The following is a 26,029-nucleotide window of genomic DNA, read 5'->3' as shown; positions in this document are numbered from 1 at the left end:
GAGAAAGCCGAGGACGCCAGAAGACGCCAAGAGACGCCAAGAAAACAATAAAATTTTGGCGTCTTCTGGCGTCTCTTGGCGTCTTCTGGCGTCTCAACTTCTCGCCGTTTCCGTAGCGTGGTTCCGGACCCAACGACGCTCGAGCGAAGCGCCCCGCCAACCCGGAGAGGGGGGCGGGGCGCTTGTCGGGAACCGCGAAGCTCAATCGCCTCGAACGAAATTGAGCTTGAAGGAGACCACGAGCACGAGCGCGTCCTGACTGATGCGGCGCTTGCCCCAGGCGACCCCGATGTGCAGCCCCTCGATCGGATCGAGGTTGGAGGGGAGCCCCACGGTGTGCGTGAGCGTCTTCGTGAAGTTCCACTCAGGCCGCTTGTTCGCGAGCGCCGCGTTGACCGCCTTCATGACGGTGTGGTCGAGGATCGAGGGGATGCCGCGGATGTCCGCCTCCTCGAGCTCGACGTTGAACGCCAGGACACTCCCCTTGTTCCTCTCGATGATCTCGGGGCAAATCAGCACCTTGAGCTCATCGAGCCGGATGGTGGGGTTGACGCCCGCGATGGACCACTGGAGCTCCGCCGGGCAGGTGACCCGCAAGCCCAGGTCATCGGCCAGGGCAATCTCGGTCGCCTTGCCCAGGTACAGCCAGCGATCGGTCGTCTCGTCGTCGTCCAGGTGGATCTTCACCGGGAGGAACTCGCCCAGGATCTGCGCGAGATCCTCCCGCGTGATGATGGCTTCGAGCCACACAGCCAGCGCCTCAGCTCAGGTGATGGCCGCTCTCGCCGCCGTGGGACAACCCAGCTCCCTCGATGCCGTAATGCGAGTTCGCAGAGCTCGCGTCGGACGGCGCGACCGCGCCCTTCACCGCGTCGACCGCGCTGCCGACCTTGTCCTGGACCTTGCGCTCGGCCTGCGTCGCCTGGCGCTTCAGCCCGTCGAGGCGGGTCAGGAGCTCGCGGCGCAGCGCCTCGCCCGACGTCGGCGAGAGCAGCAGGGCCACGCCCGCGCCCACCGCGAGGCCGGCGCCGAAGAGGCCGAGCGCCGTGAGCGGGCTCCGCTTGCGCGACAGCCCGACCCAGCCGAGCACGTCGTCGAAGCCGAGCGCCCCGACCGTGGCGGCGACGCCGGCGACCGCCTTCGCGACGTCGAACGCCGTCGTCCTGGCCGCCGTCGCGGCGACGCCCGCGCCGGTCGCCGCCGACTCAACCACACCCTTCGCAGTCCCCACCGCGTTGTTCATTCGGTTCGTCATGGCTCTTGTCTCCTCGTGACGGACACGACATCCGCCGGTTCGTGTCGGGAAACCATTGCAGGGCCCGGACCAACCGAGAGCTTGCGCCCGGAGCGCCTGTCCCCGGGGCCGCGGAGCGCCGCCGTGGCGCTTGCGTGACGAAACGCCACAGCTGTCGTGACGCGCCTCGGGCGCAACACGCGCTGTGACTCACGCGCCGGTGAACCAAGGGCCGCGGCGCGCGGCGCCGTCGCCAACGGAAGAGGTGGGATTGGAGGAGAAGTGCCGCCCTGCCGAGAGGGAGAGAGCCAGCTGCAGCGCCGCTCCGGCAGGGCTCCGAGCCGCGTCCGCCGAGCGGGCGGGCGGGCGAGCGCGCGCGTCACCGGGGGGCATGGGCGACGCCGATCAGCGCGACGTCGACCCTGCGATCATAGCCATAGGAGTACATCGGTTGAGCTCCGACCGCCCCGGCGGCGCCGGTCGCGCGCGTCGTGATGTGATCCGCGGGGATGCCCTCCTTCACGAGGATCTCCTTCACCCGCGCGGCGCGGCGGAGCGAGAGATCCTGGTTGTACGCCTGGGTGCCGCGCGGATCGGCGCGGCCGACGAGCTCTATCCTCGCGCCCTTCAGGCTCGATGAGAGCAGGCAGTCGACGAGCGCCCGGAGCTCCGCGTGCTCCTGCGGGAGCGGCTCGGAGGAGTCGAAGGCGAAGCTCGTCTTGGGAAGGCGGCAGACATCGGCGATGTCGGCCCCGAGGGTGAGGCCGATGAACCGATCTTCTCCTTCCCTGAGATCGGGCCATTCGACCTTGTAGACTCCATCCGGGCCCGGGTTCGGCAACCTCGGCTCAGGCCGAGCCTGCTCCGGGGGAGGTGCTGCGGCGCACGCGGTGAACAGCGAGAGCGCAAGCGCGCCCAGGCAGAGCCTGGGCAGGTTGGACATCGACAGCATGAGAACCCTCCTTTCGAGGTCGGCCGCGATGAGCCGCCTCGTGTTCCGAGGAGGTTGTTCAAGCTCCGTGCCTGTCCGGCGATCGAGGCGTGTCGCCGCGCGCCACGCCCCGCGCTCGAGGCGGGCTCGTCAGGGGGATGAAGGCTCTCTGGCCTCGAGCTTGGGCCAGGTGAACCGGAAGGTGGCGCCGGCGCCGACGGCGGACTCGACCCAGGCGCGCCCGCCCTTGTTCTGGACGATCTTCTGCACGACCGACAGGCCAATGCCGGTGCCCTCGACCTTGTCACGCGCCTTCAGCGTCTGAAAGATGCCCCAGATGCGGTCGTGGTACTCGGGCGCGATGCCCGCCCCGTTGTCGGAGACCGAGAACTCCCAGAACGGCCCGGCGTCGCGCGCGCTGATCCGGACCTCCGGATTGGTGCCCCCGGCGTGCTTCAGCGCGTTGCCGATCAGGTTCAGGAACGTCTGCTGGAGCGGCGCGCGCTCCGTGACGAGGACGGGCATGTCGGGGGCGATCTCCACGAGCGTCTCCGGCGGGGGCGCGAGCAGCTCGATGATCTCCCGGAGGAGCTTGCCGACGTCGATCGCCTCGGGCTTCTCGCGGGCGCGGCCCGCCCGCGAGTAGCTCAGGATCCCGTCGATGAGGTTCTCGAGCCGGTGGACGCGCCCGCGCAGCAGATCGAGCTGCTTGCGGCTCTCGGCCGTCATCTTGTCGTTCAGGTCCTCCTCGATCCACTGCGAGAGGTTGGCGATGCCCCGGAGCGGCGCCTTGAGGTCGTGGCTGGTGACGTACGCGAACTGATCGAGCTCCTTGTTGCTGCGCTCCAGCGCCTGGACGAGCCGCTGCCTCTCCTCCTCGGCGCGCTTCTGATCGTCGATGTCCGTGTACGTGCCGAACCAGCGGACGATGCGGCCCGACCCGTCGCGCGCGGCGACCGCCCGGCCGATGAACCAGCGGTACACGCCGTCCGCGCGCCGGAGCCGGCACTGGCTCTCGTACGGCTCGCCCGTGCGGAGCGCCTCCCGGAAGGCCTCGAGCGCCCGCTCGTGCTCGTCGGCGTGGATGATCCGGCTCCAGCCCTCGCCGCCGGTGTCCCCCGCGGTGAGCCCCGTGTAGTCGTACCAGCGCCCGTTGAAGTACTCGTGGTGGCCGTCCGGGCGGTTCGTCCACACGAGCTGCGGCATCGTCTCGGCGAGCAGCCGGAACTGCGCCTCGCTGTGCTTCAGCTCCTCCGCGAGGGTCTCGACCTCCTTGCGCACGGTGACCTCGCGCTCGAAGAGGAGGGCGTTGTCGACGCTGAGGGCGGCGCGCCGGGCGAGCTCCTCGGCGAACTGCACGTCGACCTTCGTGTAGTGCCGGCCCGACTCGGCGTGCGCGAGCGTGATCGCGCCGAGGACGCGGCCGCGCGCCGCCAGCGGCACGACGAGGTACGACCGGAGGCCGAGCTCGCGCGCCATCCGGAGGTGCTGCTCGTCCCGCGCGTTCTCGACGAGCAGGGAGTCCGGGATCTCGGAGGCCCACTCGACCTCGCCCGTCCGGAGCACCTTCGGCACACCGCGGCTCGCCGCAGGATCGACAGGATAGCTCTGCTCGATCTGGCGGACGAGCTCCACCTTCTGGGGATCGGTGTGCTGGACGGCGACGCGCTGGATCGCGCCGTCCTGGCCCTGGATGTCCACGGCGCACCAGTCGGCGAGCAGCGGGACGACGAGCCGGGCGAGCTGCCCGAGCGTCTCGCGGAAATCGAGCGAGGACGAGAGGATCTCGCCCGCGCCGGCGAGGAGGCTGACGTTGGCCTCGGCGCGCTTGCGCTCGCTGATGTCGAGCACGTAGGTGAGGTTGCGCCGCTGCGTCTCGATGCGGGCGGACCCGACGAGGACCGCCACGCGCTTGCCGTCCTTGCGGATGTACTCCTTCTCGAACTGCCTCGTGACGCCGTGGAGGCTCAGCTCGTTGACCGCGTCGTGGTGGACATGCTCGTACTCCGGCGGGGAGAGCTCCTGCCAGCTGAGCAGCCCCGCCTTCAGGTCCTCGCGGGTGTAGCCGATCATCGAGAGGAAGCAGTCGTTCGCCTCGATGACGCGCCCCTCGTAGTCGCTGAAGAGCAGGCCCATCATGCTGGTGTCCATGATGCGCCGGAACACCTCGTCGCTCGCTTGGCGCTCCAGCTGGCGGAGCGCGGCCTCCTGCCGCTTGATCTGCTCGGCCCTCCGGTGCAGCTCGACGAAGACCGCCACCTTGGCGCGGAGGATGTCGGGATTGAACGGCTTGAGTACGTAGTCGACCGCGCCCTCGCGGTAGCCGCGATACCGTCGGTCCTCGTCCTCCGGCAGCCCCGAGATGAAGATAATCGGCGTGTGCCTCGCCCGATCGAGCCCCCTCACGCGGGCGGCCGTCTCGAAGCCGTCGATTCCGCGCATCTTCACGTCCATGAGGATCAGCGCGAACTCCTCGCGGTTGAGGTGTTCCAGCGCCTCCTCGCCGGATTGCGCGGTGACGAGCCGCTGGCGCAGCGGATCGAGCACGGCCTCGAGGGCGAGGAGGTTCGCGCGGTGATCGTCGACGAGCAGGATGCTCGCCACCGGCTCGGACGGAGCGGAGGGGAGGGGAGCGCCCGGCTGGACCGAGGACTTCACCTGAAGCGGGCTCAGCCCTGGCTTTCGGTCGGGCATGACGAAGACGGTTAACGGCGCCCGGACCTTCTGGCAAGCGAAAGCGGCGCTCGCGCGGCGAGGGCCATTCTCCTGCTCGAAGCGGGCATCTCCGGCTCGCCGCGGCGCCTCCAGCGCGCAGCGACGAGGCCGCGCTGGATCGGGCTCCGCGCGCCACGCTGTGGCGATCCGTCACGCGCGCCGAACGGAGCGGACCGTCGTGGATGCGGCGCCGCGACGCCGCGGCCGGCAGCGCGCGGCTGGCATGGGGCCTGCTGGACGTGCCGCAGAGGGAGCGCGTATGCGATTCGGACTCAAGCTGGCTTCATTCGTGGGAGCGCTCGCGGGCGCGCTGCTGCCGTCGCCGGCGGCGGCGGACGACGGAGCGGGGCTCTTCGCGCTCCCGTCGAGCCGGCTCGACGCGGCGGACGTCGCGGGGATGCCGACCTCCGAGCCGCCTGCGATGTCCGGAGCGACGTTCGTCGATCTGATGGCGCGCGCGGTGATGGCCGTGCTGTCGCCGCCTCCGTCGGAGCTCCGCGTGGCGCCTCTCATGGGGCGAGGTGGGGGCGGAGGGCTCCGCCTCGTCCTGCCCGTGTGCGAGGACGGCTGTTCGCGTTATGCGTCCCGCGCCGTCTTGCTCGTCGCGCAGAGCGCGCCCGACTCGCCGCTCGCGTGGCTCGCCGCGGTGACCAACCGCGGAGGGCGATCGCCCGAGGGGCCGCCCGGCCTCGCGGCCGTCCGGGAAGAGGCCCGCCGCGCGCGCGCGAAGGTGCCTCAGGAGGAGGCGAGCGCGCTGCCCGAGTAGGCGCGGCGGCGAGTCACGCCGCGGGTGCGCGCCAGGAGGCCGCCTGTCTGTCCGTCCTGTCCACCGTGTCCGCCGTATCCGCTGCTGAGCTGGCCTGAAGCGGAGGAGCCGAGTCGGCGCAGGACGAATGTCGCGCGGGGCGGCGGTGGGCTGGACCTTCCTCTCGGGGGATCGGCGTCGGCGCGCGTCCGCCGCTCACCGCGAGGCCCGGGCCGACGTGACCGCCTCGTGGAGGGCGCGGAACATCGCCGCGAGCCTGTCCGGCTGGTAGCTGGCGTTGAGCCCGCTGGGGTTCGGCAGCACCCAGAGCCGCGTTGCGCCGAGCGTCTCTGTCTGGGGGCCGGGCACGGCGCGGGGCCTGCCGAAGGCGCCTCGATAGGCGCCGATCCCGAGCACGGCGAGGAAGCGAGGGCGGTAGCGCCGCACCGTGGTCTCGAGCCGCCGCCCGCCCGCGGCGAGCTCCTCGGCGGACAGCTCGTCCGCCGACGCGGTCGCGCGCTCGACAACGTTGGTGATCCCGTACCCCAGCTCGAGCAGCTCGCGCTCCTCGGACGGGGAGAGCACGCGATCGGTGAATCCGCCGGCGTGCAGCGCCGGCCAGAACCGGTTGCCGGGGCGGGCGAAGTTGTGCCCGACGGCGGCGGTGTAGAGGCCCGGGTTGATGCCGCAGAAGAGGACGTCGAGGTCGGGGGCGATGACGTCCGGCACCGTCTTGCCGGCGGCGGCGAGGAGCTCGTCGCGGGTGGGTCGTCGGGGTCGGGGAGGGGAGTGCACAGGCTTTCCGGGCAGGCGCAGGGCGCCGTGGCTGCAGCTTACGACGCCGCCGCGCGAAGGAGCGCGGGCGCCGAGGGCGAGGAGCGCGGGCGCCGGGGACGACGGGCGCGGCCGACGGGGGTGAGGACGTGGATCGACGCTGGACGGGGGCGCGGCAACGGATACCGTCGTGCTTTCCCCGGATGCTGGTGCGCTCGCTCGGTCTGATCTCGGCTCTCCTCGCGGCCGCCTGCGCGCGTACGCCCGAGCCGAGCCCGGCGAGCGGCGCGGGGGCTGCCCGGGCCGCGCGTGCGTCGGGCGCGGCCGGCTCCGCCAGCGCTGCCCCGGCGGGGGCGCGCTATTTCCAGGCGCTCTCCGAGGGCGTGTTCCGGGCAACGCACGACGGACCGGCCGCGGCCGTCGCGGCGCGCGTCGTCACGGAGGGCGCGCGGCTCGAGCTCGGCGGAGACGGCCGCGTCGCCGCGGCCGCCTGGGAGGCCGATCTGTGGGCGTCCGGCGAGCCCGTCGTCGGATCGCTCGCGATCGCGCCCCACCTCGGCGGGGGCTTCCTGCACTGGACCCGGCGCAGGGCGTTCCGCTCGCGCGGCTTCACGGGGCCGCTCGCGGAGGTGGCGCTCGGCGGCGGCGGCACGGTGCGGGGCGCCCGCAATGGCCTGCGAGGCGTCGTGGTCTTCACGGAGCAGGGGCCGCGGGAGCTCCTTCCGGGCGAGGATCGGGGCCGGGCGCTCGACACGCCGGCCATCCACGATCTGGCCGCGCTGGACGCCGCGCGCGCGGCGCGCCTCGACGTCTTCGGCCGCGCCGCGACGACGGCGGACGGCGGCAGGACGTGGATCGATGTCGGCCAGCGGCTCGGGCTCGCCGTGCGCGTGAGCGTCGCTCCGGCCGCGCTCTCGCTCGACACGCCGCTCGGGCGCGTGCCCGTCCTCCCGGACGGATCGCTCGGCCGGCCCGACGGCGATCCCCGCGCGATCTGGCAGCCGAGCGGGTCGTTCCAGCTGCTCTTCGCGGGCGCCCAGGCCGCCTCGCGCGACGCCCCCGTCCTCGACGATCTCGCGCCGCTCGCGGCGGTCGTCTCCGCGGGCGCGCTCTTGCCCGACGGGACCGCGCTCGGGGTGTTCGAGGGCGGCGTCGCGCGGATCGACGTGAGCACGGGCGCGGTGCGCGAGCGGTTCTCCGGCTGGCTCCCGGACGGGCTGGGCTGCGCGCCGGTGCCCGCGAGGGGCGGGCCGCTCTTCCTCTGCGTGTGGGACGATTACGACAACTACGGCAGCTACGTCCTGCGCTCCGAGCGCGGCGAGGCGCCGCGGATGGAGCGCGCCTTCAGCGACGAGGGGTTCTTCGTGGCCGACGACGGCGGCGCGCTCGGCTACGTCGGCGGCTGCGCGGCGTCGCCGCGGGTCGCCAGCGACGAGGAGCGAGAGCGCCGCTACGGCGAGGTCGTGATCCACCCGAGGATCTGCGTGCGGCGCGGCCCGGACGACTGGGTCGAGCATGCGGTCGAGCTCGGCGAGTCGCAGACGCTGGTCGGCTGGGCGCCGCGCCGCGACGGGAGCGCGATCGCGCTGCTGAGGGGCGAGCGCGACGCGCGCCTGCCAGCGCCCGCCGGGGCGCCGCGGGGCCGCGACGAGGGGGGCGTGCGGGTCGTGCAGCTCCGCGGGCACCTCGCCGGCTGGTACTGGACGCCGCCCCCGCGCGACGGGGCACGGGCGCTCGTCGACAGGCGCTTCCGCGCGCGCGAGGACGGCGGGGTCGACGGGTGGCTGTCGTCGGTCGAGTGGCCCGATCCCATCGGGCAGGCGAGCCTGGGCGTCACGATCGCGGACGACGGGACGGTCTCGCCGCACGCCCTGCCGCCGGATCCGGCGGGGATGGTGGTGACCGGCGACCACGGCGTGCTCGTCACGGCGGGCGCGGAGCTCTACGAGACGCTCGATCACGGCCGCACGTGGCGCGCCGCCGGGCGCTCGCCGGTGCCGCCGCCGTCGTTCCAGGGCGGGTGCTCCGCGCTCGGCTGTGCGTTGAGCGGCGTGGTGCGGCTCGGCTGGGGCGCGGGCGAGCCGTCGCCGACCATCGCCGCCGCGCCGGGCCCCGGCTGCGGGGCCGCGGAGGCCAGCCGCGCGGGCGCCGCCGGGGCGGACGCGGCGGCTTGCACGGGCGGCGTCGGTCGGATCGACGAGCAACCGGCGGCGCTGCCGTCGCTCTCCTGTGCGCCGATCGAGCTGCCGGCGCTGCGCCCGCGCGCCGCGCCCGAGGCTGGCTCGGAGCGATGGACCGTGCCGACGTCGTATGGCGAGACGCTCGATGTCGTCGCCGACGCGCCGCCGCTTGGGCGTGCCGCCCAGCCCGCCGAGGAGGCGCCGCCCGCCGAGGACGCCGCGCCCGAGGAGGCGCCGCCCAACGTCGCGGCGTCGGGCAAGGGCGGCGCGGCGCCGGGAAAGAGAGGTCCGAAGGGCGCGGCGCTCCGGACGCACAGCGTGCTCTACCTCCCGCCGTTCGATCTGCGCGGCGAGGCGCTGCGGCTGAACGCGACCGGGCTCGCGCCGAGCGGCGGGCACGGCGGGAAGCGCAGCGCGTCGATGCCGCTGCTCGCTGCGAGCGGCGAGGTCGGGCTGCTCGTCCTCGCCGAGGCGGGCGAGCTGCTGCTCGGCCCGCAGGGCGCGCGGGCGCTCCCGGCGTTCGAGCCGCGCCGAGGTTACGAGGGCACCGCGCCGGGGCGGGCCCCGGGTCTCCTGCTCGGTCCTGGCCGCGCGCTCGTGCTCGGCGAGCTCCGGCGCCGCGTGGCCGTCGAGGAGCACACGCCGGAGCCCCGGCGGCCTGCGCGCCTCGTGGCGCTCGACCGCGAGGAGCTCCGGGGCCGGCCGATGACCCTCGCGTGGCGCGACGATGGGGAGGCCGGCGTGCTGGTGCTCGACGGCTCGGCCCTCGAGATCGCGGGCGCGGCGGTGCTGGACCGCATGGGGGGGACCGCGGGCGAGGTGGTCGCGCTCGCGCCCTGGGCGACGCTGACCGCCGCCAGCGACGCGCGCTGCCGCGCCCAGCGGGGCGCGTGGCGCGCGCTCGTGGCGCTCGATCCGGAGCGCGCGCTGCGCCTCGACAGGAGGGCGCTGCCCGCGATCGCGCTCGGGAACCAGGGCCTCGCGCAGGTGCGCTGGGGGCGCGAGCGCGTCTGCCTCGAAGCGCTGCACCTCGCGGCCTCCGACTCGAGGCGGCGCGGTGAGCGCGCGGAGGGCGCGGCGCTGATCGCGCGGTGGATTGCCGCGCGGGGGCAGGGGAGCGGCGCCGGCGCAGGACAAGGTGTGCTGCGAGCGCAGGCGACGACGCAGCGCCTCGTGTGCTCCGTGGGCGCGCGGCCCGAGGACGGCTGAGGCGCGGCGTGGATGTGGGTCAGCCCCTCCGCAGACCCCTCCGCGAGCACGATCGGCTCGGACGAATGATGCGCCAGGCGGACGGATAGGTTGGTACCATCACCATTCCCAATGCACGGCGACGGGACAGAACGGTCGAAGGACTTCGATAGTACAGCGTCAATGCAATTTCGTGCTCCGTTCTCTCGGCAGACCAGCGCCGGGGCGGGGCTCGTGTTGCTCTACGCCGACAACTACGAGCAATTCCGTCCTGCGTACCCCGTGCTCGAGCAAGGCTCGGTCCTCGGCCGCGATCCGACCGCGGATGTGTCCGTGCCGACGCGGAGCGCTTCGCGCCATCATGCCCGGATCGAGCGGCGGGGCGGCGTCTGGCGGCTGACCGACCTCGGCGGCCGCAACGGCACGCTCTGCAACGGCGAGTTCGTCACGGAGGCGTCCATCGCGCACCTCGATCAGGTCCGGGTCGGCGACGCCATCTTCAAGTTCGTCGAGCGCGACGTCGAGAGCTACGCCCGCTACCGCATCGACGGCGCCTACGTCGAGCCGCCGGGCTCGCAGGAGGGGCCGCCGAGCTTCTCGATGGGGCGGATCGTGGGCGGCTACCAGACCCGGAGCCTCGCCCGCAGCCTGCACGAGATCGCGCGCAGCGAGCTCTCGGTGCTGATCCGCGGTGAGAGCGGGACGGGAAAGGAGATCTTCGCCCAGCAGCTCCACGACTGGAGCGGCCGGCGCGGCCCGTTCCTGGCCGTCAACTGCGCCGCCATCCCCGCAGCCCTCGTCGAGGGGGAGCTCTTCGGGCACCGGCGCGGCGCGTTCTCGGGCGCCGACCGCGACAGGGCGGGCATCCTCCGCGCGGCCCACGAGGGCACGCTCTTCCTCGACGAGATCGGGGACATGCCGGTGGAAGCCCAGGCGAAGCTCCTCCGGGTGATCCAGTCGAAGGAGTTCACGCCGCTCGGCGCGACGCAGGCCGAGCGGATCGACGTGCGGATCGTCGCCGCCACGCACCGCGATCTCGACAAGCTCCAGCAGACGGGCGCCTTCCGCGCCGATCTGTTCGGTCGTCTGAACGAGCACAGCGTGACCCTGCCCCCCCTCCGCGAACGCAAGGAAGACATGTTCTTGCTCTGCACCGCGCTCGCGGCGCGCCACGGTCGGTCCGAGATCCGGCCCAGCATGGTCTCCATGGCGGCCCTGCTCCACCACGATTTCCCCTACAACGTGCGGGAGCTCGAGGCGCTCCTGAAGCGCTGGGCCGCCGCGGATCGCGGCGCCGAGTTCGGCATCCAGGATCTCAGCGACAGCATCCGCGATCGGATGAAGACGTACGGGGCCCGGGGCGCCGCCCTCGCGAGCCCGCTCGCGGAGGACTCCCGCGCCACGGTCTACCCGCAGTACGACGAGGAGCCCTCGGAGGACGGAGCGTCCGCGCCGGGCGGGCCGCTGCCGCCGAGGACCGCCCCGGAGGAGAGCGTGCTCCGGGAGCTCCTGGCGAGGCACCAGGGGAACGTCGCCGCCGTGGCGCGCGTGCTGGGGAGGGATCGCGTGCAGGTGCACCGCTGGATGAGGCGGTACAACCTCAAGGCCGACACGTTTCGCGGGTAGCATCGCGCTCGGCGCCGCGCAGAGCGGCTACACTCGCGCCCGCCGAGGCCGCACCCGCATGACCGCCGAAGATGTCGTGGCTCCTCTCCTCGCCGCGCTCGCGCTCGCGCTCGCGGCGTGCGGCGCGGCCGAGCCCTCGGTCGCGCCGCACGGCGCGCTCGATCCGCCTCCCCGCGCCCCCTCGACCGTCGCGCTCGGCCCGGCCCGGTACGTCGCGCAGCCCTATTTCGGCCTTGTCGAACGCGTGGTCATCGACGGCCGGGAGGTCGACAGGGCGATCGTCAACGGCCAGCGCGCCGAGCTGCACGGCGTCGATCGGCTCGAGCCGCTGGGCGCGGACGGCGTGGTGCTCGCCGGCGGCGCGGCGTTCCCCGCGTGGGTCCAACCCGGCGCGCGCGTTGTCGGCGTCACGCGCGTCACGCGCGCCGCGCGCTACCTGTTCTGGAGCGGCGGCGACATCTACGCCGCCGAGAGCTTCGGCGGGGAGCTCCGCAAGCTCGCGACCCTGCCGGGCGACGTCGCCAGCGCGTTCCCGTGGCTCGACGGCATCGGGCTGCTCACCGCAGCCGGGAGCTTCGTCGTCCAGGGCGCGAGCGGCGCGCTGCGGCCGCTCGGCTCGCCGTCCCTCGTCGCGGCCGCGGCGGCCAGCGAGCGGCGCGCGCTCGTCCTGACCGTCTTCGGGCGCGCGCTCCTCACGCTGGACGCGGGCGCGTCGTACCGCGACGTCACGGCGGAGCTCGGCGATGCGATCGCGCTCGACGTCCGCGGCGAGGAGATCGTCGCCTCGCTGGCCTTCGGCCTCGAGCGCGCCGTCGAGCCGAGCGGTCGCCTCGGCGAGCCCCGCGCGCGGCGCGCGCCGCCGGCGGCCGGCGTCGATCCCGGGTGGCTCGGCCGCGCGCCCTTCGAGCAGCTCGCGGACGCCGTCGCCTCGGGCCTGCCGCTCGCCGACGGCGGGGCCGCGCTCGCCGTGGACGGCCTCATCGGCCGCGTCGATCTCGCCACCGGCCGCGCCTCGTCCGTCGCGCCGCTCCCGCAGGGCAGCGGCGAGTGCGCGCCGTTCCGCGCGAGCGACGCGCTGCTCGCCGTCTGCGCCGGTCCGGAGCGCGCGAGCGTCGTCGACCTCTCCAGCGACGCGCGCGCGCTCCGCGTCGAGCGCTCGTTCGAGCTCCTGCCCGAGCCGGCGCGGGAGACCGATCGCTTCGTCGGCGTCGACGGCGAGGCGCTCGGTTACGTGGGGCCATGCGAGGGGCGGCCGAGGCCGCGGATCGATCTCCGCGAGCTCTCGCAAGGGGCGCTCGGCGGCGACGCGACGCAACAGAGCGCGGTGTTCTGCGTGCGGCGCGGGCCGGGAGACTGGGTCGAGCACCGCCTCGACGCGGCGGACGCGACCGACGCCCTCGCCTGGATCCCGCGCCGCGGCGGGGGCGCGGTCGCGCTCATCGCGCGCCCCGGCACGTTCCTGCCGGACGGCGAGCGCGTCGAGGTGCGCGGCGCGCTGCGCGTCGTGCGGCTCGCGCGGGGCGAGCCGCCGCTCGTCTGGCCTCCGTACGGCGAGGAGCGGGCGGAGCTGCTCTCGCGCGCGCTCGCCGCGCGCGCGGACGGCGCGATCGAGGGCTGGCTCCCCGTGCACGGCTACGCGGCCGATCCCGCGCCGATCACGATCGATCCCGCCGGCCGGCTGCGCCGCCACGCCGTGCCGGCGCGCGCGCGCTCGATCGCGGCGTCGGGCCCCTTCGCGCTCGCCGAGACCGAGGACGGCGGGCTCTTCGAGACGATCGATCGAGGGCAGCGGTGGACGCCCGTCGCGCCGCCGCCGGGCGGCGGGGCCGCGCGCCTCAACGCCTGCTCGGCGGTGGGCTGCAGCCTCGGCACGTTCCTCCGGCTCGGGTGGGCGTCGGCCCCGCGCTCCGGCGGCGGCGGCGGAGGCCGCGCCGCGTCGCCGCCCGGCGCGGCCCTGGCAGAGCCGCCCCCTGCGCGGCTCGCGCCCGATCGCGACAGGGCGCGGCCTCCGGCGCCGCCGCCCCTCGCGCGGCTCGCCTGCAGCTTTGCGGGGCCGCTCGACGCCGCGCGCGTGCCGGAGTCGTCCGGGTTCGGCGCCGTCGCCGCGCCGCCCTCGCGCATGGGGGGCACGCTGCGGCTCGGCACCCTCGGGATGCTGACGCTGCCGTCGTTCAGCGCTGGCCAGTCGGGCAGCGGCGGCCTGCCGGGCGCCTCGTTTGCCGACGCGGAGCTCGCGTGGATCGCGCCGCTCGACCTGCGCGCCGAGATCCACCGCGCCACCGTCCCGCTCGCGAGCGCCGGGCTGCTCCAGCTCGCGTACCGGCCCTACGAGGCGCCGATCGGGCTCGTCATCGATCGCGACGGTCGCGTGGCCCCTGTCGCGGCCGGCCCGGCGGAGGCGTGCCTCGCCGGCCTGCTGGACGCCGCGGGCGTCACGCGGCCGGTCGGCGGCTGCGCCCCCCAGCCCGCGATCGGCGTCGATCTCGGCGATCGCGCGGTGTTCCTGAGCCCGCGGAACGACGGCCTCGCGGTGAGCTCGGTCGACCTCCGCGGCGCGCGCGGCGAGGCTCCGCTCGCGCGGCCCGCGGGCGGCGGGCCGCCTCCGGCGATCCGGGAGCTCCACGTGCAGCGCACCGCGCGCGCGAGCGGGGCGGATCGGGCGCGCTTCGCCTTCGGCGCAGGCGCGCGCGCGGGCGCGCCCGTCTTCGTGGCGGTGGCAGGAGACGGCGGCGCGGTGCTCTCGGTGGTCGACCCCGTGCTCGGCACCCTGGGGCCCGAGGAGGCCCTCGCCCCGCTCGGCGCGCTCGGCGCGGGCGGCGACCCCGCCTGCGCGCCGCGCGGCGGAGAGGCGCGCGTGGTCCTGTCGTTCGATACGGAGATCGGCCTCGTGCCCGGCGCGCTGCCGGGGATCACCGCGGCCGGGACGGCAGGCGTCGCGGTGATCCGGTGGTCGCGCGAGCGCGCGTGCCTCGACGCCGTGGAGCTCGTCGTGCGCGACGAGCGCTACGACGGCGGCCTCGGCTTCTACGAGCCGCCCGGCGTCGTGAAGAAGCTCATCGCGCGCTTCGCGGGACCATCCCCCGCGGCGCCGCTCGGCGCGCACGGCGGGCTCGTCGATCGGCGCGGGCGCGGCGGGCCTGGCCCCGCGGCGGCGCGGCGGAGCGAGCCGGCGCAGGGCGCCGGCGGCGGCACGCTCGCGCTCGTCCTGTTCGGCCAGGAGAGCCGGCAACCGGTGCAGTGCAAGGCGGTCGTGGGCGTGCGCTGAGCCGAGCGCGCGCTCGCGGACCTCTCGACCGCGCCGCGCGGCCCCGGATCGCGCGGTGCGCCGCGGATGGCGCGGCGTTCGCGGCGCACCGTCTGCCCGTCTGACCGTCCAGCAGCACGCTGCGGCGGATTTCCAGATGGTCTAGGATGCGCCGCGTGAGCGCCGCCGCGATGCCCTCCCGCGCAGGCGTGCTCCTCGCGCTCTCCCTGGCCGCCGCGTGCAGCGCCGCCCCGGAGCGCCCTCCGCGGCCGGCACAGCCGCGGGTCGCCGCGCTCGCCGACCCGCTCCCGCTCTCTCCTGCGCGCTACGTGCTCACCGAGGACATCGGCGTCCTCCTCGACGCCGCTGTCGGGGCCGACGAACGCGCGCCCGCGCCCGGCCCGGCGCCCGCGCTCTTCGAAGGGCGCCGCGTGCGCCTCGAGGGCGGCGTCGTGCTCGCCGACGCCCCCGCGGCCGAGCCGCTCCGCGGGTTCCGGTCGATCCCCGCGCGCCTCGGGGGCGGGTTCCTCCTGTGGTCCGAGGGCCGCGTTTACCGCGCCGCCGACTTCCTGGGCGAGCTCGCGCCCATCGCCGACGTCGGCGCTCCCGGCGGCGCGCGGCCGTACCTCGACGCGATCCTCCTGCGCAGCGATCGGGGGCTCCTCGAGATCGATCCCTCCACGCTCGCCGTTCGCCGCTTCGGCGCCGCGGGCGTCGTCGACGCGGTGGCCGTCGACGCGCGCCGCGCGGCGCGCCTCGACCTGCTCGGCCGCGCCTCAGTCACCCTCGACGGGGGCGGCACCTGGATCGACGTGCTCGAGACGCGCGGGCTCGCCACGTCGCTCCTCGAGGAGCAGGACGGCGGCAGGGCGGTCGCGCTCCTCGGTCCGCAGGGCGGCGCCACGCTCCACGTGAGCGCCGCCGGCCTCGTACCCGGGGTGCCCGCGCCGCCGCGGGCCGGGCCGAGCGCCTCGCTCTCTCTCCCGCCTGCGCGTGCCCTGCCGCTCGGCACCACCTCGGTCCGCGCGCTCGCTCCAGCGGCGGTCGCGCTTGCCGCGGCCACCGGCGCGCTCCTCCCTGGCGGCCGGTTGCTCGTCGCTCGCGACGGTGGCCTCGCCGTGTTCGCGGCGGCGACCGCCCAGCCCCTCGCGGAGGCGGAGATCGAGAGCCTCGATCCGCGCTTTGCGCGCTGCCAGCCGTTCCGGTCGGGCGACGACGTCTTGCTCGCATGCGCGCACGAGGCCGCCCAGGTGCTCCGGCTCGAGACGACGCTCTCCGCGCCGCGGCTGGAGGCCACGTTCCCGCCCCGCGGCCGAGGCCCCGACCCGATCGCGAGCTCGCAAGGCGCGTTCGTCGGCGACGATCGCGGCCGCCTCGCCTTCCTCGGCCGGTGCGGCAGCGTCCCCCCTGGGCTCCACGACTTTCCGGAGAGCCCGGGAGACGCCGGCCCGACGGACGACGAGGCGCCATGGCCCCGGCGCTTCGCGCGGCTGGCGCCCGACGAGCCGCAAGGGGACGCCGCGAGCCGCGAGCCCGTAGAGGAAGGCGTTGCGCGCGTATGCGTGCGCGTCGGCGGCGGCCGCTGGGTCGAGCGCCGGATCGAGGGCGAGGACGCCGACCGCCTCTACCGCTGGATCGTCGGCGAGCGCGGGAACGTCACCGCGCTCGTGCTCGAGGCGCCGGAGGGGCCGCGGCCCTCCGAGGAGGACGAGGAATCTGACGAGGAAGTGCGCGGGACCTCCGAGGGCGAGAAGGCGGACGGCGCGCCGCGGAGATCGCCTCCCGGCCCCCCCGCGCGCGGGCGCGAACGTCGTCCTGCGGGCCCGCCCGAGGGCGTCCGCGTGATCCGCGTGCGCGATCGCGACCCGGCGCTCGCGGGCGGCGCCTTCCCGGCGCTCGTGGGCGGCATCTTCCCGGGGTCCGCCGACGCCGTATCGCCGCCGCGCGTCATCGACACCGATTTCTGGGAGGACGAGGACGGCCTCGTGCGCGGCTGGCTGCACCTGCCCGAGGAGGCCGGCGGCGTCTCGCCCGCCCGCGAGGCGCTGCCGGAGGCGGGCTCTCCCGCGCGCGCCCGTCGAGCGGAGCGGCTGCTCTCGGGCCGCCGCGGCGGCCGCATCGCCGGCCTGCGCATCGACGCGCGCGGCGGCGTCACCGTCTTTCCCCTCCCGGCCGGCGTCCAGAACGTCGTCGTCGGCGGGCGGTTCGCGCTCGCCGCCACCGGCGACGACCCGCCGGCCTTCTTCGAGTCGACCGACGGCGGCCGCTCGTGGCGCCCCGCCGAGGGCCCGCCCGCGCGCCAGCTCGAGCCTCCCTTCGACGAGGGCGCCCCCTTCGCCTGCTCCCCGATCGGCTGCGCGATGGGTGAGCACGGCCTCGTCCGCCTCGGCTGGGGCGGCCCTCCGCCCTCGCCGCGCGGCGCGCCGCCGCCCTTCGCTCCTGCGGTGAACCCAGCGCTCCGCGCCGCTCCTCCGCCGCTCGTCTCCTGCCGCCTCGACGACGACCTCTCGTCCTTCCCGCCGCCGTCGGCCGCCCCGGCGCCGCCCTCCTCGGGTCGCCGCGCTCCCCTGGGCACACCCGCGGCAGGGGGGCCCGCGACGGCCCGTCCTACCGGCGGCGCGCCCCCTGTCGTCTCGCTGTCGACCGCCCCGTCCTCGCCCCTGGGCGCGCTCCGCGACGGCACCTTCACCGCGAGCGTGCTCCTGCCGTTCGCGCGCGCCGGAGCGCCGCGCCGCCTGTCGCTCCGCGACGGCTCGCTCGGCGCGGCGTCCGGCGACATCGTCCCCGTGCTGCTCGCGCCCGGCGCCAGGGCGCCCGCGGATCTGCTGCTGCTGTTCGACGCGAGCGGCCCGCACGGGCGGCGTGGCCTCCGCGTGCGCGCGGGCGCCGAGCCCCCGGCGCTCCTGCCGTTCGACAACGCCGGCACGATCGCCGCCGCGGTCGAGCTGCCGGGCGGCGAGCTGCTCGCCCTCGACGCCGGGAGGCGCAGCTTCGTCGTCGCCGTGCGGCACGGCACCTTCCCGGCCTTCGGGCTCGCGCGTGTCCCCGAGCTCGCGGGCGCCCGCCTCACCCTGGGCCGCCGGCTCGACGCCCCTGGCGTGGCCCTCATCGGCTACTCCGTCGCTTCCGGGGAGGTGGTCGCGGGGCCGATCGACGTCGCCCGTGGCCAGGCCGGTCCGCTCGAGCCGCTCGGGACCCTCGCGTCGCTCCCGGAGATGGGCGCCGGCGGCTGCGGCGGCGCGCGACCGTCGCACCGGTTCATCGCCGAGCTGCCCGCCACGCTGCGGGTGGCTTCGAGGAACGGGGCGCCGCTGTTCGAGGGGGACGCCCCCGCGTCCGCGCTGCTCTCCGGCGGCCGCGGCGCCCTGTGCGTCGAGGCGATCGAGATCCGCGCCGCGGCCCGGGGCGGGCTGGACCTCGGCGTTGTCTTCGGCCCCGACGGCGCCGCCGCGCTCCGCGACGGCGGGGGTGGCGGCGGCGTGAGACTCCGCTGCGAGCTTCTGTGAAACCGGCCATGACGGGCGGCGAGCATCCGGAGATTCCGCGTCGGCGAACCTATCGTGCTAGGGTCCGCCAATGCCCGCCCTTCGATCCTTGGCCCTGCCGATCGCGGTGGCCGCGTCGATGCTCGCGCTGAACGCATGCTCTGAGCGGCCCACCAACTTCCCCGATCGCGACGGTGTCATCGCCGCCCAGGCCGAGTGGTGCGCCGCGCTCGCCAAGCTCCAGCGCGCCGGTGCCTCCTGGGAGCACCTCAACGCGTGCAAGGCCGCCTACCCGACCTCGTCGCCCACGTACCTCCGCGCGATGACGGCCTGCTTCTCGCGCCGCATGGAGGCCGCCGCCGAGAGCTCGCCGGACCGGAGCCAGATCATCCTGGAGTGCAACGACGAGGTGGCCGTCAAGCTCAACCCGGACGAGCCCACGGCGGCGCCGGTCATCGAGTCCCGCTGCGCGCGCATGGCCCGCTGCGAGAGGGTGCCCGTCCCCGCGTGCAAGAGCGCGTTCAGCAAGCTCGAGGCGGCCCAGCGCGCGATGTTCACCACGATCTACAACGCCGCCGGCCGCTACGAGATCATCGACTGCCTCGAGAACGCGAGCTGCACCGACAACGAGGAGGCGGGCCGCCAGGCCTGTTACAAGCCCACCTCCGACGCCCTGCTCTGGTTCCCGGACTGAGCCCCGCGCGCTGGCGGTCGTCGCCTCGTCCACGCTGGCGGTGATCTTCTCGTCCACGCCGCCAGCCCTCTCGTCCGCGCCGGAAGCCCTCTCGTCCGCGGCTCGTTTCCACGAAATCCCTGGTAGCGTGCCGCGTATGCGAACCGCCCGATCTCGAACCGGTCTCCTGTCTCAGCTCGGCGCGCGGCGTCCGCGCGCCGAGCGTCCTCACGCCCGCCCCGCAGCGACCCAGCCCGGCGCGGCGCGCCGCCTCTTCCTCGCCGCGCGCGTGGTGGCCGCCGCGCTCGCGCTGATCGGGGCGTGGCTGCCCGCGAGCGCCGCGCACGCGGCGGGCACCGTCACCATCGTCGACCGCTCGCCCAAGGAGGACAGCGGCCGATGGAAGCTCAAGATGACGATGAACTACGGAGGGATGCCGCACCTCGGGCACATCCCGATGCTGTTCTCGTTCACGCCGACGGTGCACTACGAGCGAGCGCTCACCGACAAGTCGCCCGAGACCCCGGTCCTCGTCCGCATCCCGCTCCAGAACCAGCAGTCGATCAACGAGAGCATGGACGTCGGCTTCTCCGACAGCAGCGGCAAGGTCTTTGCGATCACCAAGTTCGACTTCGTCCTCCGGCGCGATCGTGGCTTCGAGGCCGGCGAGTACGAGCTCGTGATCAAGCGCGCGAGCGACGGCGTGCAGATGGGGCAGAAGCAGAAGATCACCCTGCAGGGCGACAACCCCGTCATCGATCGCCGCGCGATCGTCTTCAGCGGCGAGAAGAAAAAGAAGGACGACAAGGCGGACAAGGCCGAGGCCGAGAAGAGCGACGAGCCCGCCAAGGAAGAGGCGCCCGAGGGCGAGCCCGCGGAGGGCACCGCCGAGGCGGAGGCGCCCGTCGACGACGCGCCGCCGGCCGAGGCGCCGCCGCCGGTGGAGCCCAAGCAGGGCGGCTGCGGCTGCCGGCTCTCGCCCGACGAGGCCGCGACGCCCCTCGCCCTGCCGCTCGTCGCCCTCGGCGCGGCCGCCGCGCTCGCGCGAAGGCGCGGCGAGCGCCGCGCGCGCCGCGCCTGACAGCGCCCGCGCCGCGAGCGCCCGGGATCGAGCGAGACAGCCTCTGTGCTGGACGTTGCGCGCGGTCTCGACCGGCCGCGCCTGCAGCAGCACATCGTGATCGCGCTTGCAGGGACCACCCGAGCCCGCAGACAATCCCGGGCCGACGTCCGCTGTCCGCGACTCCCTCGCGGGCCCGCCGTCCCCAATCCAATCGATGAGCTCCCTAGTCCCTGCCCACCAGCACCCCCTGCTGTACGCGATCTTCGTGCGTGTCTGGCTCCACGAGCTCTCGCGCGCCGCCAAGGCCAGGGTGACGCTCGCCAGCGTGCCCGACGCGGCGCTCGACCGGCTCGCCGCGCTCGGGGTCGACTACGTGCACCTGATGGGCGTCTGGACGCTCGGCGAGGAGGGCCCGCGCCGCTCGCTCACGGATCCCGACCTGCGCGCCGAGTACGACCGCGTGCTGCCGGACTGGACCGAGGCCGACGTGGCTGGCTCCCCGTTCGCGGTCGCGCGCTACGAGGTGAACCCCGCGTTCGGCGGCGACGCCGGCCTCGCGGATCTGCGCCGGCGCCTCGCGGCGCGCGGCATCGGGGTCATCCTCGACTTCGTGCCCAACCACGTCGCGCGCGATCACCACTGGGTGAAGGAGAAGCCCGAGCTCTTCATCGCCGGCGACGACGGCGCCCCGCTCAGCGGGCGCGACCCCTACATCCCGCCGTGGCCCGACACGGCCCAGCTCGACTACCGCCTCGCGGCGACGCGCGCCGCGTCCGTCGAGGCGCTCCGCAGCGTCGCGTCGCGGTGCGACGGTGTCCGCTGCGACATGGCGATGCTGGTGCTCGACGACGTCTTCCGGCGCACGTGGTCCAAGCGCCCGCCGGCGGAGCGAAAGGCCGAGGCCACCGGCGAGTTCTGGGCCGAGGCCATCGACGCCGTCCGCCGCGACCACCCGAGCTTCGTCTTCATCGCCGAGGCCTTCTGGGACCTCGAGTGGCGCCTGCAGATGCTCGGGTTCGACTACACCTTCGACAAGAGCCTTTACGATCGGCTGAGCCACGCCTCCGCGTCGTCGGTCCGCGGCCACCTCGCGGCGACGCCCGACTACCAGCGGCGGAGCGTCCGCTTCATCGAGCACCACGACGAGCCGCGCATCGCCGCCGTGCTCCCCCCGGATCGGCGCCGGGCCGCCGAGTTCATCGCGGCGACGGTGCCCGGGATGCGGTTCATCCACCACGGCCAGCTCGAGGGGCGGACGGTGCGCGCCTCATTGCACCTCGCCCGCGCCCCCGAGGAGCCGGTCGATCAGGCCTGCCTCGCCTTCCACGAGCGGCTGCTCGCGGCCGTGCGCCGCCCGATCCTGCGCACCGGGAGCTTCGCCACGCTCACCGCGCGCGGGCCGGGCGCCGACGCGTTCGTCGCCTACCGGTGGGAGCCGCTCCCGGCCTGCGGCGCGCCCCGGAGCGCGGCGCCCCTCGTGGCGGTGATCAACTTCGCCCCGTCGCGCAGCGGGTGCCGCATCCCGCTCGACATCGCCGGCATCGCTGGCCGCAAGGTCCTGCTCGCCGACCTCATGACCGGCAACGAGCACCCGCGCGACGGCGACGAGCTCGTCGATCTGTCGCGCGGCCTCGGCGTCGAGCTCCCCGCGTACGGCATCCACCTCTTCGAGATCCGGCGCTGATGCGCGTCGCGCCCGGGTCGTCCAGGGCCCTTGGAGATGCTCATGCCTGATGCTGGCGCGAGCGCGCCCCTCCGCCTCATCACCATTCCCTGGAGCCACTTCTGCGAGAAGGCGCGGTGGGCGCTCGATCGCGCCGGCGCGCGGTACCGGGAGGACGCCTACCTCCCGCTCGCCCACGCGCTCCCTTCGCTGAGGGCCGGCGGGCGCCGCTCCGTCCCGGTGCTCGTCTCGCCGGCGGGCGTGCTCGCCGACTCGACGGACATCCTGCGCTACGCCGACACGCTCGTGCCGCCGGAGCGCGCGCTCTTCTTCCAGGGTTCCCGCGAGCCCGGCGCGGGCCGCGCCGAGGTCGAGGCGCTCGAGGAGCGCTTCGACGCCGACCTCGGCCCCGCGACCCGCCGCGTCGCGTACTTTCACCTCCTGCCCGACGAGGAGGGCGCGTTCGCCTTGATGGGCGGGTCGTTCCGCGGGCTCGAGGGCGCCGGCGCGGCGCCGCCCTGGTGGTTCGGGCGTGGCATCTTCCGCGCTTACTACCCGGTCGCGCGAGCGGTCATGGAGCGCGTCATGCGCATCGACCCCGCCGCCGCCGAGCGCTCGCGAGGCAAGATCCGCGCGGTCTTCGACGCGGTGAACGAACGCCTGCGCGATGGGCGCCCGTTCCTCGTCGGCGACCGCTTCTCGGCCGCCGATCTCACGTTCGCCGCGCTCGCCGCGCCGCTGCTCGTGCCCGAGCACCACCCGTCGCCGCTCCCGCCGCCCTCCGAGCTGCCGTCCGAGCTCCGCGCGCTCGTCGAAGGGCTCCGCGCCGAGCCGGCCGGCGCGTTCGCCCTGCGCATGTACCGCGAGCAGCGGCGCGCGAGGCCCGGGCGAAGCGCCGGCGGGTGACGCTCGACGCTGCCCGGCCGCGGGCCGGCGCCGGCGTCGGCCGGCGCGCTCACGCGAGCGGCGCGCTCACGCGAGCGCCGGCACGCCCGCGATGAGCTCCCGCGCCGCAGGCCCTGCCTTCAGCGGGTCGCGGTGCGCGCCGAAGTGCCGCGCGTGATCCCGGACCGCGCCGATCGCCGCCTCGGGGGCGAGGCCGTGCCGGGCGCGCAGCCACGCTGCGAGCACGACGCCCGCGCGGCCCGCGCCGGACGCGCAGTGCACGACGGCGGGCGCGCCGCTGGACTCGGCGCGCCTGAGCGCGTCGAGCGCGCGCTCCAGCGCGTCGGGCGAGGGGAGCGCGCCTCCGTCGAGCGGCACGTGCGTCACCCGGAGGAACTCGCGCTGGTAGCGGCCGAGGAGCGGGATCCGGTGGAGCGCCAGCTCTCCCTCGTCGAGCAGGCAGAGCACCTCGCGGATCCCGTGCCGCGCCATGAAGGCGAGCCACGCCTCGACGGGCGCGTCGCTCGGATCCGGGTGCGCTGCCGAGCTCGGCGGCGCGACAACGGACGAGCGGATCCCGGAGGCCGACCAGTTCGCCATCCCGAAGCCGGGCCGCTCCGCGCCGTGGACGATCCGGTCGAGCGGCGACGCGGGCGCGAAGTTGAAGGGGGCCGGCGTCGCCTGCTCGTGCGCGCTCCGGTAGAACAGCTCGAACTCCGCGACCGACGCCTCGAGCTCGGGGTCGTCGATGGATCCTGGCCGCACGCGCCGCACCTCGGCGATGGCCTCGGCCGCCGATCTGCCCAGCGACACGAGGCGGCACGCCAGCACGACGCCGGTGCGCCCGACGCCGCCCTCGCCGTGAACGGCGATCGGCCGCGGCGCCCGCCCGAGGAACGCCACGGCGCGGAGGAGGTCCGCGCTCGGGATGCGCGTGAAGTCGGCGAGCGGGCAATGCAGGTGGATGAGCGGGCCCACCGCCGCAGGCGGTGGCGCCCGACGCGAGAGCGACACCAGGCTGCGGAAGCCGAGCTCCGCGAGCTCCTCGACCGCCTGGGGCGCGTGGGGATAGGCCATGCCGGCGAGCTCGCCGGGGATCACGAACGAGAAATTTTCGAGCTCACTCATGGCCGTCGCTCGGTGCGCAGGGGGTCGTGGCTCGCGCCTCGGGGTGGGGCATCCGTCTGCACCTCACCTCGAGATCGCAGCTCGTCGCAGCGCTTCGCCGCCTCGCGCTGCGAGGCGACCGGGAGCGGCTGCTCCGGGCCGTCGGGCGGCGGCCGCTCGTCCGTCCTGCGGGCGAGCGGGGCGCCGGGCGGGCGGCGGCGGCGAGGCCGAGGACCGCCGAGAGCGTGGGCCTGGGCGCAAGGGCATTCCTCATGGTGGGTGAGCATTGTAACGGCAGTTCACCGCCGCATGGCAGCCGTCACCGCGGGGCGGTTCGTCCAGGTCGCGCCGACCCGCGCGAATCGCGGACGGTACGGGTGAATCGCGGACGGTGCGGGTGACTCGCGGGGGGCGCGGCTGAATCCGGAGGGGCGGCGCGGCGGGGGCCGCGCCCCGACGATCGCACGTCGCTCCTGGTTCCCTCGGCACGGTCCGGCGTGTATGAAGGGCCCGTGGTCCGCTTTGCCCTCGCCCGGACGGCCATCGTGCGTCCGCTGATGCTCGTCGCGCTCGGGCTGGGCGCGGCGTGCAGCGGCGCCGCTTCGACGGCGACGGCGCCAGCGCCGCCGCGCCAGGGGGAGGAAGCGCCCGCGACCACGACGCCCGCGGCGGCCCGGCCGGAGGCCGCCCCCCCGCAGGCGGCGCCGCCCAGCCCGGCCGAGGCGCAGGCCTTCGTGGCCGCCGTCGACCGGGAGCTGCGCAGGCTGCGGATCCAGTCCGCGCGCGCGTCCTGGGTCAACCAGACCTACCTCACGGACGACACCGACGCGCTCGCCGCCTCTGCCGAGGAGGCGAGCATGGAGTACCTGAACCGCACGATGAAGGCGGCGGCGCGCTTCGACGGGCTCGCGTTGCCCGCGGACGTCGCCCGCCAGCTTTCGCTCCTCAAGATCTCGACCGCCCTTCCGGCCCCGAGCGACCCGGCGGAGCGCGCCGAGCTCGCCGCGCTCTCGGTCGAGATGACGAGCCTGTACGGCAAGGGCAAGCACTGCCCGAAGGCCAGGCCAGGGCGGGCGACGACCGCGGGCTTGGGCGCGGCGCGCGCCGCGGGCGCCGGGGCCGAGCCGAAGTGCCTCGCGCTCGACGAGCTCGAAAACCTCCTGAAGACCAGCCGCGACTGGGACGAGCTGCTCGATGCGTGGGCGGGCTGGCACGCGATCGCCCCGCCGCTCCGGCCGAAGTTCGAGCGTTACGTCGCCCTCGGCAACAAGGGGGCGGCGGAGCTCGGCCTCCCGGACGTCGGCGCGCTCTGGCGCGCCGGATACGACATGTCCCCCGAGGCGTTCGAGGCCGAGACCGAGCGGCTCTGGGGCAAGCTGAAGCCGCTCTACGACGAGCTGCACTGCTATGTGCGCGCGAGGCTGCGCGCGATCCACGGCAAGGACAGGATCGGCGAGAAGGCCCCGATCCCGGCGCACCTCCTCGGCAACATGTGGGCGCAGGAGTGGTCGGACGTCTACGCGCTCATGGAGCCGTACAAGGGCCAGCCCTCGCTCGACGTGACGCGGAAGATCAAGGCGAAGAAGCTCGACGGGAAGCAGATGGTCGCGCTCGGCGAGCGGTTCTTCACCTCGCTCGGGTTCGACCCGCTGCCGACGACCTTCTGGGAGCGATCGCTGCTCAAGAAGCCGGCCGACCGCGAGGTCGTCTGCCACGCGAACGCCTGGGACGTGGGCGACCGGGGCGATCTCCGCCTCAAGATGTGCATCGAGCCGAGCGAGGAGGATCTCATCACGATCCACCACGAGCTCGGGCACATCTATTATTACCACCAGTACTACAAGCTCCCGATCCTGTTCCAGTCGGGCGCCAACGAAGGCTTCCACGAGGGGATCGGGGACACGCTGGCCCTCTCCGTGACGCCGAGCTACCTGAGGTCGCTGGGGCTGCTCGACAGGGTGTCCGAGGACGAGAAGGGGGTCATCAACTTCCTCTTCAAGAAGGCGCTCGACAAGATCGCGTTCCTCCCGTTCGGCAAGCTCATCGACCAGTGGCGGTGGGATGTCTTCTCGGGCAGGACGAAGCCGGCCGACTACAACGCGGCGTGGTGGGCGCTGCGGCTGAAGTACCAGGGCGTCGCGCCGCCGGTGCAGCGCAGCGAGGCCGATTTCGACCCGGGGGCGAAGTTCCACGTCGCGGCGGGCGTGCCGTACATGCGCTACTTCCTCGCGCACATCTACCAGTTCCAGTTCCACCGGGCGCTGTGCAAGGCGGCCGGGCACACGGGGCCGCTCCACGCGTGCTCGATCCACGGCAGCGCGGCCGCGGGCGAGAAGCTGCGCGCCATGCTCTCGCTCGGCGCGAGCCGCCCGTGGCAGGAGGCGATGCAGGCGGTGACGGGGGAGACCGCGGCCGATCCGGGCGCCATGCTGGAGTACTTCGAGCCGCTCCGGAGGTGGCTCAAGGAGCAGAACAAGCGTGAAGTCTGTGGGTGGTAATTGAGCGTGGGTGAGCGT

At 74.8% G+C, this 26,029-nt stretch carries 16 protein-coding genes; 10 read left to right on the top strand and 6 right to left on the bottom strand.

The window, feature by feature from the left end; genetic code table 11:
* Positions 1 to 201 precede the first annotated feature (201 nt).
* The 4 genes from WME97_RS27690 to WME97_RS27675 form a co-directional block, all read right to left on the bottom strand.
* Positions 202 to 750: a hypothetical protein gene (locus WME97_RS27690; RefSeq protein WP_012237734.1), complete on the bottom strand. Its 549-nt coding sequence runs from the start codon at positions 748 to 750 to the stop codon at positions 202 to 204.
* A 10-nt stretch (positions 751 to 760) separates the two neighbouring features.
* The gene (locus tag WME97_RS27685) at positions 761 to 1,255 is read right to left on the bottom strand and encodes a YtxH domain-containing protein (protein ID WP_437541630.1); all 495 of its coding nucleotides are present in this window, start codon (positions 1,253 to 1,255) and stop codon (positions 761 to 763) included.
* Positions 1,256 to 1,613: 358 nt separating this feature from the next.
* On the bottom strand, positions 1,614 to 2,186 hold the full coding sequence (locus WME97_RS27680) for an OmpA family protein (RefSeq protein ID WP_437541628.1): 573 nt from the start codon (positions 2,184 to 2,186) through the stop codon (positions 1,614 to 1,616).
* 129 nt (positions 2,187 to 2,315) lie between these two features.
* Positions 2,316 to 4,859, bottom strand: coding sequence for a PAS domain S-box protein (locus WME97_RS27675; RefSeq protein ID WP_437541626.1), 2,544 nt, complete (start codon positions 4,857 to 4,859; stop codon positions 2,316 to 2,318).
* A 280-nt stretch (positions 4,860 to 5,139) separates the two neighbouring features.
* Between WME97_RS27675 and WME97_RS27670 the strand changes: the two genes are divergently transcribed.
* The gene (locus tag WME97_RS27670; protein WP_437541624.1) at positions 5,140 to 5,646 is read left to right on the top strand and encodes a hypothetical protein; all 507 of its coding nucleotides are present in this window, start codon (positions 5,140 to 5,142) and stop codon (positions 5,644 to 5,646) included.
* A gap of 195 nt (positions 5,647 to 5,841) precedes the next feature.
* Here WME97_RS27670 and mug read toward each other — a convergent pair whose 3' ends face one another.
* Complete coding sequence (mug, locus tag WME97_RS27665; RefSeq protein ID WP_437555517.1) at positions 5,842 to 6,354, bottom strand: G/U mismatch-specific DNA glycosylase; 513 nt, start codon at positions 6,352 to 6,354, stop codon at positions 5,842 to 5,844.
* Between the two features lie 194 nt (positions 6,355 to 6,548).
* Here mug and WME97_RS27660 point away from each other — a divergent pair, with 194 nt between their 5' ends.
* From WME97_RS27660 to WME97_RS27625, 8 genes are all read left to right on the top strand, one after another.
* Positions 6,549 to 9,788 (top strand): hypothetical protein, encoded by a 3,240-nt coding sequence (locus WME97_RS27660; RefSeq protein WP_437541622.1) that lies wholly within the window; start codon positions 6,549 to 6,551, stop codon positions 9,786 to 9,788.
* A gap of 162 nt (positions 9,789 to 9,950) precedes the next feature.
* Positions 9,951 to 11,393 carry a sigma 54-interacting transcriptional regulator gene (locus tag WME97_RS27655; RefSeq protein ID WP_437541621.1) on the top strand — a complete coding sequence of 481 codons (1,443 nt, stop codon included), beginning with the start codon at positions 9,951 to 9,953 and terminating at the stop codon, positions 11,391 to 11,393.
* Positions 11,394 to 11,451: 58 nt separating this feature from the next.
* Positions 11,452 to 14,658: a hypothetical protein gene (locus tag WME97_RS27650; RefSeq protein ID WP_437541618.1), complete on the top strand. Its 3,207-nt coding sequence runs from the start codon at positions 11,452 to 11,454 to the stop codon at positions 14,656 to 14,658.
* A gap of 155 nt (positions 14,659 to 14,813) precedes the next feature.
* Complete coding sequence (locus WME97_RS27645) at positions 14,814 to 18,143, top strand: hypothetical protein (RefSeq protein ID WP_437541616.1); 3,330 nt, start codon at positions 14,814 to 14,816, stop codon at positions 18,141 to 18,143.
* Between the two features lie 70 nt (positions 18,144 to 18,213).
* Entirely contained in the window at positions 18,214 to 18,816 is a 603-nt protein-coding gene (locus tag WME97_RS27640; protein ID WP_437541615.1) for a hypothetical protein, read from the top strand.
* 136 nt (positions 18,817 to 18,952) lie between these two features.
* The gene (locus WME97_RS27635) at positions 18,953 to 19,876 is read left to right on the top strand and encodes an MYXO-CTERM sorting domain-containing protein (protein WP_437541613.1); all 924 of its coding nucleotides are present in this window, start codon (positions 18,953 to 18,955) and stop codon (positions 19,874 to 19,876) included.
* 196 nt (positions 19,877 to 20,072) lie between these two features.
* On the top strand, positions 20,073 to 21,542 hold the full coding sequence (locus WME97_RS27630; protein WP_437541611.1) for an alpha-amylase family glycosyl hydrolase: 1,470 nt from the start codon (positions 20,073 to 20,075) through the stop codon (positions 21,540 to 21,542).
* Positions 21,543 to 21,584: 42 nt separating this feature from the next.
* Complete coding sequence (locus WME97_RS27625; protein WP_437541609.1) at positions 21,585 to 22,427, top strand: glutathione S-transferase family protein; 843 nt, start codon at positions 21,585 to 21,587, stop codon at positions 22,425 to 22,427.
* 66 nt (positions 22,428 to 22,493) lie between these two features.
* Here the strand turns inward: WME97_RS27625 and WME97_RS27620 are convergent, their stop codons facing one another.
* Positions 22,494 to 23,534: a phosphatase domain-containing protein gene (locus WME97_RS27620; RefSeq protein ID WP_437541608.1), complete on the bottom strand. Its 1,041-nt coding sequence runs from the start codon at positions 23,532 to 23,534 to the stop codon at positions 22,494 to 22,496.
* 536 nt (positions 23,535 to 24,070) lie between these two features.
* Here WME97_RS27620 and WME97_RS27615 point away from each other — a divergent pair.
* Positions 24,071 to 26,011, top strand: coding sequence for a M2 family metallopeptidase (locus WME97_RS27615; protein WP_437555515.1), 1,941 nt, complete (start codon positions 24,071 to 24,073; stop codon positions 26,009 to 26,011).
* The last annotated feature ends 18 nt before the right edge of the window (positions 26,012 to 26,029 follow it).

It is taken from the genome of Sorangium sp. So ce367 (assembly GCF_051520455.1).
Taxonomy (GTDB): domain Bacteria; phylum Myxococcota_A; class Polyangia; order Polyangiales; family Polyangiaceae; genus Sorangium; species Sorangium cellulosum_B.
Note: the sequence above shows the minus strand (reverse complement) of the source record. Positions and strands in the feature narration are given on the sequence as shown.